At 70.3% G+C, this 12,092-nt stretch carries 8 protein-coding genes; 3 read left to right on the forward strand and 5 right to left on the reverse strand.

Annotated features, from left to right (window positions below; translation table 11 throughout):
* Positions 1-7: 7 nt before the first annotated feature.
* From ACFUJR_RS02915 to ACFUJR_RS02935, 5 genes are all read right to left on the reverse strand, one after another.
* A complete protein-coding gene (locus ACFUJR_RS02915) occupies positions 8-3,229 on the reverse strand; it encodes a nitrate- and nitrite sensing domain-containing protein (RefSeq protein WP_383177951.1) in 3,222 nt (1,073 codons plus the stop codon).
* 340 nt (positions 3,230-3,569) lie between these two features.
* Positions 3,570-4,160: an ATP/GTP-binding protein gene (locus tag ACFUJR_RS02920; protein WP_383450200.1), complete on the reverse strand. Its 591-nt coding sequence runs from the start codon at positions 4,158-4,160 to the stop codon at positions 3,570-3,572.
* Complete coding sequence (locus ACFUJR_RS02925; protein WP_260227791.1) at positions 4,141-4,548, reverse strand: DUF742 domain-containing protein; 408 nt, start codon at positions 4,546-4,548, stop codon at positions 4,141-4,143. The genes ACFUJR_RS02920 and ACFUJR_RS02925 overlap by 20 nt, the downstream gene beginning before the upstream one ends.
* Positions 4,549-4,690: 142 nt before the next feature.
* Complete coding sequence (locus ACFUJR_RS02930; RefSeq protein ID WP_383177966.1) at positions 4,691-5,104, reverse strand: roadblock/LC7 domain-containing protein; 414 nt, start codon at positions 5,102-5,104, stop codon at positions 4,691-4,693.
* Positions 5,105-5,113: 9 nt separating this feature from the next.
* Positions 5,114-8,755 (reverse strand): nitrate- and nitrite sensing domain-containing protein, encoded by a 3,642-nt coding sequence (locus ACFUJR_RS02935; protein ID WP_383177957.1) that lies wholly within the window; start codon positions 8,753-8,755, stop codon positions 5,114-5,116.
* A gap of 552 nt (positions 8,756-9,307) precedes the next feature.
* Between ACFUJR_RS02935 and ACFUJR_RS02940 the strand changes: the two genes are divergently transcribed.
* The 3 genes from ACFUJR_RS02940 (at position 9,308) to gltX (ending at position 11,956) form a co-directional block, all read left to right on the forward strand.
* On the forward strand, positions 9,308-9,496 hold the full coding sequence (locus ACFUJR_RS02940; RefSeq protein ID WP_352190358.1) for a hypothetical protein: 189 nt from the start codon (positions 9,308-9,310) through the stop codon (positions 9,494-9,496).
* A gap of 209 nt (positions 9,497-9,705) precedes the next feature.
* The gene (locus ACFUJR_RS02945) at positions 9,706-10,491 is read left to right on the forward strand and encodes a fumarylacetoacetate hydrolase family protein (RefSeq protein ID WP_383177960.1); all 786 of its coding nucleotides are present in this window, start codon (positions 9,706-9,708) and stop codon (positions 10,489-10,491) included.
* The gene (gene gltX / locus ACFUJR_RS02950; RefSeq protein WP_383177963.1) at positions 10,484-11,956 is read left to right on the forward strand and encodes a glutamate--tRNA ligase; all 1,473 of its coding nucleotides are present in this window, start codon (positions 10,484-10,486) and stop codon (positions 11,954-11,956) included. The genes ACFUJR_RS02945 and gltX overlap by 8 nt, the downstream gene beginning before the upstream one ends.
* The last annotated feature ends 136 nt before the right edge of the window (positions 11,957-12,092 follow it).

Genomic DNA, 12,092 nt, shown 5'->3' on the forward strand with positions numbered 1-12,092 from the left:
GCTCACACTAACGCTCCTGGTTGTAGGTACTGCCCGGGCCGAGGCCCGATCCGTTCGTGTCCGTTCCCGCGGTGCGACCCTGCTGCACACCACGGCGCAGGTTGCTCAACCTGCCCCGCACGTCCTCAGGAGCGCGGGAGACCTGGGGGCCGCCCTGCGGGGTCTGCTCCGCCGTGCCCTCGACCAGATTGGCCTTCGGGACCCGCTTCGGAAGACCGGAGGAGGTGACCCCGCCCGCCTTCGGGTCGCGGAGCTTCTCGGCCCGCTGCCAGCGCTCGTCGTTCGTCGAGCGCCACTCTTCGGTGCCTTCGGCTTGGTTCTGCTGCGCCGGCGCCGGTCGCTGGGCCGACTGCTGGGCCGTCCGCGTCGGCAGAGGCCCCTGCGAGGGCTGAGAGCCCTGCGGAGCGCTGCTGCCACGACGCGGCAGACCGGCGTCGGTCAGCGCGTGGCCGGCATCCGGGGTGGGGTTCGGAGTCGAACCCGGACGGTCGAAGCCTACGCGCTCAGGAGCCGCTTCGGGAGCGCCGGGGGCAGATTCCGATTCCGTTCCGTACGCCTGTTCGTAGCCGCCCGGGTATGCGCCCTGATCCTGCCACTCGCCCTGCTGCGCCTGGGGCTCGTATCCGTTGCCGTACGCGACCTGGCCGTTGTCCTGGTCCGGATAGCCGGATTCCGCATAGGACTGCTCGGAGTAGCCGCCAGCGGGCTGCGCATAGCCGTCGTAGCCCTGCTCCTGGTAGGCGTAGCCGTCGTGTTGGGCGGCCTGCGGCTGCCCGTACTCCGCGGCGTACTCCTGCCCGTACTGCTGGTCCTGCGCGTACTCCTGCTCGCGCTCGTGCTGGACGTAGCCCTGCTGCGAGCCGTCGATCTCGTCGGGGAACAGCGGACGCTCGCCGCCCTGCGCCTGCGACTCCAGAGCCGCCCTGCGCTCCTCGCGCATCAGCGAACGGTTCACCGGGTCGAGCTGGCGGTCGTCCGCCTGCTGCTCGTAGCGGGAGTCGTCGAAGCCCAGCTCCGCCGCCGTCCGCATCTGCGGCTGCGCCGGCTCGAAGGCGTGCTGCTGCTGTTGCGGGATGATCTGCGAGACCGTGAAGTCGCTCTCGGGGAGCTGCTCGCCACCACCACCATGGGTGATCGCGTCGGGCAGCATGACGAGCGAGGTCGTACCGGCCTGCTCGCCCGAGGGGCGGAGCTGGACACGGATGCCGTGCCGGTCGGCCAGCCGGCCGACCACGAAGAGGCCCATGCGCTGCGAGACGGCGGCGTCCACGGTCGGCGGGTTGGCCAGCTTGTGGTTGATGTCCGCGAAGTCCTCGGCGGTGAGGCCGATGCCCTTGTCGTGGATCTCGACCATCACCCGGCCGTCGGGCAGTCGGGTCGCGGTGACGCGGACCTTGGTCTGCGGGGAGGAGAACGTGGTGGCGTTCTCCAGGAGCTCGGCGAGCAGGTGCACGAGGTCGGTCACGGCCTGGCCGTGGATCTCCGCCTCGGGGACACCGGCCAGCTCGATGCGCTCGTACTGCTCCACCTCGGAGGAGGCGGCGCGCATCACGTCGACCAGCGGCACCGGCTGGTCCCAGCGGCGGCCCGGCTCCTCGCCGGCGAGGACCAGGAGGTTCTCGCCGTTGCGGCGCATACGGGTGGCCAGGTGGTCCAGCCGGAAGAGGTTCTCCAGCTGGTCCGGGTCGGCCTCGTTGTTCTCCAGGTCGGTGATGAGGGTCAGCTGGCCCTCGATCAGCGACTGGTTGCGGCGCGAGAGGTTGGTGAAGATCGCGTTGACGTTGCCCCGCAGCATGGCCTGCTCGGCGGCGAGCCGGACGGCCTCCCGGTGGACCTGGTCGAAGGCGCGGGCGACCTCGCCGATCTCGTCCTGGGAGTCGATCGGGATCGGCTGGACCCGGGTGTCCACGCGGCCCGGCTCGGTCCGGGAGAGCTGGTCGACGAGCATCGGCAGGCGCTGCTCGGCGATGGCGAAGGCGGCGGTGCGCAGCTCGCGCATCGAGCGGCTCATCTGGCGGGCCATCATCCCGGCGAGGATGAAGGCGGCCAGGAGCGCGATGACCACGATGCCACCGGTGACGAAGGCGTCGGTCTGGGCGTCGGAGGAGATGTCGGCGGCCTCGGTCACGGCCTTGTCGACGAGCTCCTTCTCGACCTCGGTGTAGCCGTCGAACTTGCCGGTGGCGACCGCCATCCAGGTCTCGGGCGTGATGCCCTTCTTCTGGAGGTCCTCGATCGCGTCGGCGTCCTTGGCGGAACCGATCTCCTTGGCCATGCCGGTGAAGACGGAGCCGTCGGGGCCCTTGGGCAGCGTGATGCCCGCCGCCTCCATCTTCTTGGCGCCCTCGGCGGCCTGGCCGGCCATGACCTCCTTGAGGCGGTCGACGTCCTCCTGGGTACCTCCGGAGTTGTACTCGCCGAGGGCGATCTGCTCCAGGTAGTTGTACGAGTTGAACGCCACCGACTGCTGGGCGAAGACGTCGCCCTTCTGGCTGGGGCGGACCAGGAGCTGGGTGCCGATCGAGCGCTGGAGCGACGCGGCGCCCTTGGCGAGCTGGACGGCGTAGAGCGTACGGCCGTAGGCGGTGACGTTGCCGGTGCCGAGCCCGAGCTCGTTGGAGAACTCCATCAGGTAGTGCTGGACGCCGGTGTACCCGAGCTGGGTGTTCACCGGGTCCAGGGCCCGCGTGTACGCGGCCTGGCGGAGCTTCTCCAGCTTGGGTATCTCGTCCTGGAACAGCCGCAGGCGGCGCTCGAGGCCCTGGCCCTCCGGCATGTCCTTGACGGCCTCGTCGAACTTCACCTTCGCGGCGTCGGTGGCGGCGTACGCCTGCGTCACCTCGTCGCTCTTGCGGTCCTCGGCGGACTTCGCGGTCAGCAGGGGAGCGGCGGTCAGGTCACGCTCGTTGAGCAGCGCCTGGCTGTACTCCGAGGCGGCGCGCACGATGAGCGCCGTCTTCTCGGCGTTCTGCGCCTCCTGCCAGGTGTTGATCGCCCCGTTCACCTGGAAGCCGCCCATGACGAGGCCGACCAGCACGGGTACGAGCAGGATCGCGTTCAGCCTGGTCGGTACGCGCCAGTTGCGGGGGGACAGCTTGCTGGAGCTCCCCTTGCCGCTGGTGGCAACAGGCGTCGCGGGCACCTCAGCGGGCGGCGCCACCGTGCGCGCCGGCGGCGTGAAGTTGCCTCGCGCCTGCTGCTCCGCGGAGCTTTCCTTGCTTCGCCTCACTCGACCAACAACCTCTCGGCGTCGGCACCTACGTTGTGCCGGTGTTTCGTTCAGGGCCGTACTACTCGGGAGTTCATGAATTGCAGCACGTGAAGGGGGTCCCCTCCAAACGTTCCCGAGCTTCGGTTTTCGTCTCCTCAAGCCCCAGATAAAACGGGCATAAAGAACGAGCCCCGCCAAATGGCGGGGCTCATGTGAGCGCAGTGGTACCGATCGGATGCGTCGGGTGTCCGCCGCGGCGCAATTCTCTGTCGAAACGTTATGAACGCGAGGGCGGACCGTGGCAAAGGACACAGGCCGCCCCCTCAAATGACGTACGACAACTTCCGTACGCGTTCTCCTACTTGAGTCGTGCCATCAACGCGTGCTCCACGAGCGTGATCAACGCGCTCTTGGCGTCGGCACGGTGGCGGGCGTCGGTGGTGATGATCGGGGTGCCGGGGCCGATCTGGAGGGCCTCGCGGACCTCCTCCGGCGTGTACGGCTGATGCCCCTCGAATCCGTTCAGCGCGACGACGAACGGCAGGCCGCTGTTCTCGAAGTAGTCGACCGCGGGGAAGCAGTCGGCGAGACGGCGGGTGTCGACGAGTACGACGGCGCCGATGGCGCCGCGGACCAGGTCGTCCCACATGAACCAGAAGCGGTCCTGACCGGGCGTACCGAAGAGGTACAGGATCAGGTCCTGGTCCAGGGTGATACGGCCGAAGTCCATCGCGACAGTCGTCGTCGTCTTGTCGCCGGTGTGCGTGAGGTCGTCGATGCCCGCGGACGCAGACGTCATCACGGCCTCGGTACGCAGCGGGTTGATCTCCGAGACGGCGCCGACGAACGTGGTCTTGCCCACGCCGAAGCCGCCCGCCACCACGATCTTCGCGCTGGTGGTCGACCGGGCCTGGGGACCGGGGTCGCCGCTAGATCTTCCGAAGTCCACTGAGCACCCTTTCGAGCAGTGTCACGTCCGGCGTGCCGCCGGCCTCTCCGTTGCCCGGCTGGTGGATGGCCACCATGCCCGCCTCGGCCAGGTCGGCGACGAGGATCCGGGCAACGCCGAGCGGCATCGACAGGAGCGCCGAGACCTCCGCCACCGACTTGACCTCACGGCAGAGGTGGCAGATGCGCTGGTGCTCGGGGAGCAGGGTGGCGAGGTGCGCCGGGTCGGCCGTGGTGCTGACCAGGGCCTCTATGGCGAGTTGGTACCGCGGCCGGGTCCGGCCGCCGGTCATCGCATAGGGCCGGACCAGCGGCTGGTCGCCCTCATGTCCGTACGACTCGTCGAGCGAGCCGCCGTACGGATCGTGAGAGGCGGGGGGCGGGGTCATGAATCCTCCGGGCGTGACGGCACGAGATCATGCCGTTCGATGGGGCCGGTGGGGGGCCGGGTGGGGCGGCCGGACGGTTTCTTGATGCCCAGGGCGGCACGGAGGGGCGTGCCGCCCTGTCGATACATGTGCCGAAACATGTCTAGTACAGCAGGCTCCCCTGGAGCTCGGCACGGAGGTCCGGGGTGAGGACACTGCCGGCCCGGTCGACCAGCAGCGTCATCTCGTAGCCCACGAGGCCGATGTCGCACTCGGGGTGCGCCAGCACGGCCAGCGAGGAACCGTCGGAGACGGACATCAGGAAGAGGAAGCCGCGCTCCATCTCCACGACCGTCTGGGAGACGGGACCGCCCTCGAAGATGCGGGACGCGCCCGCGGTCAGCGAGGTCAGTCCCGAGGCGACCGCCGCCAGCTGGTCGGCGCGGTCCCGGGGGAAGCCTTCCGACATGGCAAGGAGCAGACCGTCGGCGGAGACCACCACCGTGTGGGACACCCCTGGGGTGTTGTCCACGAAGTTGGTGATCAACCAGTTCAGATTCTGCGCAGCCTGGCTCATCGCGCTCAACTAGTGCTCCTGCTGGGTGGTGGGGCCGACGTGGAAACTGCCGGTCGTGGAGTTGCCCGCCTGGCGGCCCTGCTGGATGCCGCGGCGCAGATTGGTGAGCCGGCCGCGGACGTCATCGGGTGCACGCGAGACCTGCGGGCCGGCCGTGTGGGCCTGTTCCTGCGCGGTCCCGGGTACGAGGTTGGCGCGCGGTACGCGCTTCGGCAGCCCGGAGGTGGTGATGCCACCGGCCGCGGGCTTGCGGACCCGCTCGGCCTGGCGCACCAGCTCGTCGTTGGGCGAGGTCCGCCAGGAGGCGGGACCGCCCTGCTGCTGACCGGCGTTGCCGTCGGCCGGAGCGGCGGGGCGCCGCTGAGCCGGGGGAGCGGGCGGGCCCTGCGGCGCCTGTCGGCCGTCCGAGGGCATGCCGTTGGCGTGCTGCTGCTCCTGGCTGCCCTGACCCTGGCCGTCCTGCTGCTGGCCGCCGGCCTGGCTCTGGTGGAACCAGTTCGTCTCCAGCGTGTCGTACAGAGGGGTACGAGCGTCGGCGGAGGAGCCGGCCGGAGGCAGGGCCTCGGGCTGGCGGGGCTGCTGAAGCTGGGGCTGCTGCGGCTGCTGCGGCAGGTTTCCGGCCGGGCGGGGCGCACCGTAGTCGCCGCCGCCGCGCTGGCGCGGGGCCGGAGCCTGGGGAGCCTGCTGCTGGTAGCCCTGCGGGGCCTGCTGCTGGGGGGCCTGCTGCTGACCGAAGTCCGGGCGCGGGAACTGGGCGGTGGACGCCGCCTCCTGCGGTCCGGCCTGGTAGCCCTGCGGGGCCTGCTGCTGCCGGCCGAGGTCGGGGCGCGGGAACTGACCCGTGGAGCCCGGTCCCTGCGGTGCCGACGGACGGGCGTACTGGCCCGTGTTCTCCGGCTCCTCGTGACCGCGCGGTGCGTCCAGCGGCGACATGTCCTGCTGCGGGCGGCGGACCGGCTGCTGCTGGTCGTTGCCCCAGCTCGCGGACTGCGGACGCTGCTGCTGCGGGTTGCCTCCGGGCAGCTCGCCACGCGAGAAACCGCCCTGGCCCTGCTGCTGGCCCTGGGCCTGCTGACCCTGGCCCTGGTTGCCCTGGCCCTGGTCGGGCTGTCCGCCCCAGACGTCCGTACGGGACGGGATGGCGCTCTGCGCGCCCCCGAAGCCACCGGCGCCGAGGCCCGGCCGCTGCGGCTCCGCGGGGACCTGCGGCATCTGCGCCGTCGGCTGGCCCTGTTGCTGCGACTGCTGCTGCGGTGCCTGGCCCTGCGGAGCGCCGTCACGACCCGGCAGCGCGGCCCGCGGACCGCTTCCGGCGCCGACCTGACCACGGGGGGCCGCACCGGCGCCGAGCCGGCCGGCGGACGACGCCGACGGCGGCCCGCCGAGGCCCGGACGGGCACCCGTACCGGCGCCACCGGCCGCGCCGGGACCGCCGGTCAGACGGCCACCGGGAGCGGACGGACCCTGGGGCATCGCCCCCTGGCCGCCGGCACCCGGCTTGGGCGCCGGCTTCTTGCCGCCGTGGGCGACGTCGACCGGGAGCATGACGAGCGCGGTGGTGCCGCCGGAGTCCGACGGGCGGAGCTGGATGCGGATGCCGTGTCGCAGGGACAGGCGGCCGACCACGAACAGACCCATGCGGCGGGAGACGGAGACGTCCACGGTCGGCGGCGAGGCGAGCCGCTCGTTGATCGCGGCGAGGTCCTCGGGGGAGAGGCCGATGCCGGTGTCGTGGATCTCGACGAGCACCCGGCCGTCGGGCAGCGCGTGACCGGTGACGCGGACCTTCGTCTGCGGCGAGGAGAACGAGGTGGCGTTCTCCAGCAGCTCGGCGAGGAGGTGCACGAGGTCGTTGACGACGCGGCCGGCGACCTCGGTCGCGGGGACGGCGGCCAGTTCGATGCGCTCGTACTGCTCCACCTCGGAGGCGGCGGCACGGAGCACGTCGACCAGCGGGACCGGACGGGTCCACCGGCGGCCCGGCTCCTCACCGGCGAGGACGAGGAGGTTCTCACCGTTACGCCGCATGCGGGTGGCGAGGTGGTCGAGCTTGAAGAGCGAGGAGAGCTGGTCCGGGTCGGCCTCGCGGGACTCCAGCTCGGAGATGAGCGAGAGCTGACGCTGGATAAGACCCTGGGAGCGGCGCGAGAGGTTGGTGAACATCGCGTTGACGTTGCCCCGGAGGAGGGCCTGCTCGGCGGCGAGGCGGACCGCCTCGCGGTGCACGTCGTCGAAGGCCGCGGCCACCTGGCCGATCTCGTCCCGGGAGTGCACACCGACGGACTCGACCGAGGTGTCGACGTCCTGCGGGTCGGTCTCGGAGAGCTGCTTGACGAGCTCGGGCAGACGGTCCTGGGCGACCTTCGTGGCGGTGTCCTGCAGTCGCCGCAGCGACCGGATCATGGACCGGGCCACGACGAAGGCGCCGATGAGGGAGACGCCGAGGACGAGCAGGATCAGGGCACCGTTGATGATCGCTTCGCGCTGCGACTCCGCACGCAGCTCACGGGCCTTGGTCTCCATCTTGTCGAGGAGGTCGGCCTCGATCTTGTTCATGGCCGTGATCTTGGTGCCGTACTCGTCCGTGAAGTTGAGGTAACCGCGCGGGGCGCGGCCGGCCAGCCCGGAGTCGTTGCTCAGCACCCGGTCCGCGTACTTGTCGGCGGCGTCGATGGACGGGTTGCCGGTGCTCAGCGAGCTGGTCAGCCCGTCGGCGTCGCCGCCGGCCGACTCGAAGATGGTCTGGAACTGCTTGAGTTCCACCTTCTCGCCCTGCTGGGCGGCGTAGCCGTACAGACGGTCACCGGGCTCCAGCTTGCCGATCCGGCTGTCGTTCGCGGGGAGCGCGGACGCGATGATCGCCTGCTGGACGGAGGCGTACTCCTTGGCGGACGAGAAGGCCGCGAGGGCCCGGGTCCGCTTGATCATCTCGGGGTTGCTGGTCGCCTGCGCCATGTCCTGGGAGAGGCTGAGCAGCGAGCGGATGAGCCGGCTGTACGCCTCGACCGTCACCGAGCGCGCGACGCCGGTCTTGTACGCCTCCTGGCGGATGCCGCCGATCTGGACGACCTGGGACGCGATCTGGCTGACGTTCTGGCGGATGCTCTGCAGCGCCTCGTCGCCCTCGGTGGCCGGGATCTCCGAGGTGGCGTCCATGAACGCCTTCTGGGCCCGGTCGGTGTTCTTCCGAGGGTTGGCGACCTGGTAGTCGCTGGCCGACTTGCCGTTGGCCAGCGGGCCTGCGGACAGGTCACGCTCGGCCTGGAGGGCCTTGGCGAGGTCGGTCGCCTCTTCGGTCAGCTTCGTGAGCAGCTGCATGTGGTCGAGCTGCTCCATGTCCTGGAGCGACTCGCTGATACGGATGCCGCCGAGGCTGGTGGCCGCGACCACGGGGAGGGTCAGCAGGGCGACCAGACGCGTCGAGATGCGCCAGTTGCGGAGGGCTATTCGAGGCCCGACCTCGTTCTCGCTCCTGGGCTTCTTGGCGGCCGGGGCTGCGGACTCGGGGGCGGCGGCCGTCGAGCCGTCACCGCCTGACGCACCCTGACCGGGGTTCTGGGCGTGCTGGGCCGAGGAACCGCGGTCGGTCCCGGCGCGAGGCTCCTGCTCCGCGGCAGCGTTGCTGCCATCCCTCTTGAATCGTCCCTGCACTAGCGTCGCAACCTCTGGACCAGGCGTCCTTCCGCGTGAACGGATTCGGACGGTGTCGGCGTCTCGGGACGCGAATGCGCCCCAGTGGTGGTCGTCGTGACCGGCGCAGTTCCCCCTTCCCCGCCGCTCACCCGGCGCTGCGTCGCGCCACCCTGCGCGCCGGCTTGAAACCCGCGGCGGTGCGTGGAATTCCAGCACAGTGCCGGATCTCCAACAAGGGCCGCGTGTCGGCCACCGGTCGGCATGACAACCCGTGCGCATCATGTCACCCCACGTAGAAGATGATCATGGATGAATCGGATTTATTACCCCCAAAGGCTCATGGAGTCCGTGTGTCCCAGTCGCCATGATCAGGAGCGGAATGAAGCATTCAGTAGGGAAATGTCCGGTTGTTTGACCTCGGGACGCGGTCCGTAATGTCTGGATCATCCCGGCAGTGGTGAGCAAACTCACACGTAGGCCGATGTCTCCCCCATGCATTCGAAGGGAATCGCGCGTTTAGCCTGACGCTTTACACGACCCCCCGTTCTGTAGAGGCCTTCCGCGATGACGATGAAGACGACGATGCTGCTCCGCTCCACGGCCAACCCCCGCCGCACCACGCTCGCCCACCTCGACGACGCCGAGCAGCTCGGACGGGGCGCGCAGCCGGAGCACACGGTCGAGCTCCCCACCCAGACGGCCAACCCCCGCCGCACCGTCCTCATGAACGCTCCCGAGGCCGCGCTCCCCGCGCAGTAGGCCGGCGGAGGGCGCGGCCCCCTGCCGGGCGGCTCGCCTCCGAGGCGGTCGTCGACGGTCGATCGTGCTCACCGGCTCGTTCCTCGCCGCCTGCGCGCGTTCTCCCTTCCGACGGCCGCGCGCCTCAGCGGCTCACTCGCCCCGCCCCTTGCCGCGTTAGCCTGGAGCGTCAGACTCCAGCCAGTACCAAGTGAGGGGCGACAGCACTCGTGCGCATCGCCAGATTCTCCATCGACGGCAATGTCGCCTTCGGCGCGGTCGAGGGCGAGGGAACCGTCGAGTCCGGCGGCCTCGTCCTCGACATCATCAAGGGCATCCCGTACACCGACTTCGAACTGAGCGGCACGAAGGTACCGCTCAGCAAGGTACGGCTCCTGCCGCCCGTGCTCCCCAACAAGGTCGTGGCCATCGGCCGCAACTACGCGGAGCACGCCGCCGAACTCGGCAACGAGGTCCCGGAGGTCCCCGTCGCCTTCTTCAAGCCGACCACCTCCGTGATCGGCTCCGGCGACGCCATCGAGTACCCCTCCTTCTCGAACGAACTGCACCACGAGGCCGAACTGGCCGTGGTCATCGGCCGCATGTGCCGCGAGGTTCCGCGCGAGCGGGTCAAGGACGTCGTCTTCGGCTACACCTGCGCCAACGACGTCACCGCGCGCGACGCGCAGCAGCGCGAGAAGCAGTGGGCCCGGGCCAAGGGCTTCGACACCAGCTGCCCGCTGGGCCCCTGGGTCGAGACGGACCTCGACCCGAGCGACCTCACCATCCAGGCCACGGTCAACGGCGAACAGCGCCAGCTCGGTCGTACGAGTGACATGGTCCGCTCCATCGAGGACCTGGTCGTCCACATCACCGAGGCCATGACGCTGCTCCCGGGCGACGTCATCCTCACCGGCACTCCGGCCGGGGTCGGCCCCCTCAACGTCGGCGACGAGGTCGCCGTCACCATCGAAGGCATCGGCACTCTCACCAACAAGGTGATCAAGCGTGGCTAACGCGATCCGCGTACGTTTCTGTCCCTCGCCGACCGGCAACCCCCACGTGGGTCTGGTCCGCACCGCCCTCTTCAACTGGGCCTTCGCCCGGCACAACGAGGGCACCATGGTCTTCCGCATCGAGGACACCGACGCGGCGCGCGACTCCGAGGAGTCGTACGCCCAGCTGCTCGACTCGATGCGCTGGCTCGGTCTCGACTGGGACGAGGGCCCGGAGGTCGGCGGCCCCCACGAGCCGTACCGCCAGTCGCAGCGGATGGACATCTACCAGGACGTCGCCCAGCGGCTGCTCGACGCCGGACGCGCGTACCACTGCTTCTGCACCGCCGTGGAGCTGGAGGCCCGTCGTGACGCCGCCCGGCTGGCCGGCAAGCCCTCCGGCTACGACGGCACGTGCCGCAACCTGAGCGCCGAGCGCATCGAGCGCTACCGCGCCGAGGGCCGCGAGTCGATCGTCCGCTTCAAGATGCCCGACGAGCCGATCACCTTCACCGACCTGGTCCGCGGCGAGCTGACCTTCACCCCGGACAACGTCCCGGACTACGGAATCGTGCGCGCCAACGGTGCGCCGCTGTACACCCTGGTCAACCCGGTCGACGACGCGCTGATGGAGATCACCCACGTCCTGCGCGGCGAGGACCTGCTCTCCTCCACCCCGCGCCAGATCGCGCTCTACAAGGCGCTGATCGAGCTGGGCGTCGCCAAGGAGATCCCCGCCTTCGGCCACCTGCCGTACGTGATGGGCGAGGGCAACAAGAAGCTCTCCAAGCGCGACCCGCAGGCCTCCCTCAACCTCTACCGGGAGCGCGGCTTCCTCCCCGAGGGCCTCCTGAACTACCTCTCCCTCCTGGGCTGGTCGTTCTCGGCGGACCAGGACATCTTCACCATCGAGCAGATGATCGAGAAGTTCGACATCGCCGACGTGAACGCCAACCCTGCGCGCTTCGACCTGAAGAAGGCCGAGTCGATCAACGCGGACCACATCCGCATGCTGGACGTGAAGGCCTTCGCCGCGGCCTGCGAGCCCTGGCTGACGGCGCCGCACGCCAACTGGGCGCCCGAGGACTTCGACCGCGCCGCCTGGGAGGCCATCGCCCCGCACGCCCAGACCCGCCTCACGGTCCTGTCCGACATCACGGCCAACGTGGACTTCCTCTTCCTGCCCGAGCCGGTCTTCGACCAGCCCTCGTGGGACAAGGCCATGAAGGGCGAGCCGGCGGCCCTCCTGACCACCGCCCGCGCCAAGCTGGAGACGGCCGACTGGAGCGACCCCGAGTCGCTCAAGAACGCCGTCCTCGCCGCCGGCGAGGAGCACGGCCTGAAGCTCGGCAAGGCCCAGGCCCCGGTCCGCGTCGCGGTCACGGGCCGCACCGTGGGCCTGCCGCTCTTCGAGTCCCTGGAGATCCTGGGCAAGGAGAAGACCCTCACCCGCATCGACGCGGCGCTGGCGAAGCTCGCGGGCTGAGCCCTTCGCGCACGTCCCGAGGGGAGGTGGGGGGGGGGGGCGCCGGTGAGGGTGGTGGGGTGGGTGGATACCCCTACCCCCCCCTCCCCCCTCCCCCACGTCGTCGGCCACGGCGTGGACGCCGGGGCCGGCTGCC

This window comes from Streptomyces sp. NPDC057271 (genome assembly GCF_042668715.1).
Lineage (GTDB): Bacteria > Actinomycetota > Actinomycetes > Streptomycetales > Streptomycetaceae > Streptomyces.

Bases quoted from the DNA above. Each gene is read 5' to 3' on its own strand.
- ACFUJR_RS02925 (WP_260227791.1), bottom strand. From the start codon at position 4,548: ATGACCCCGCCCCCCGCCTCTCACGATCCGTACGGCGGCTCGCTCGAC.
- ACFUJR_RS02930 (WP_383177966.1), bottom strand. From the start codon at position 5,104: ATGAGCCAGGCTGCGCAGAATCTGAACTGGTTGATCACCAACTTCGTG.
- ACFUJR_RS02940 (WP_352190358.1), top strand. From the start codon at position 9,308: ATGAAGACGACGATGCTGCTCCGCTCCACGGCCAACCCCCGCCGCACC.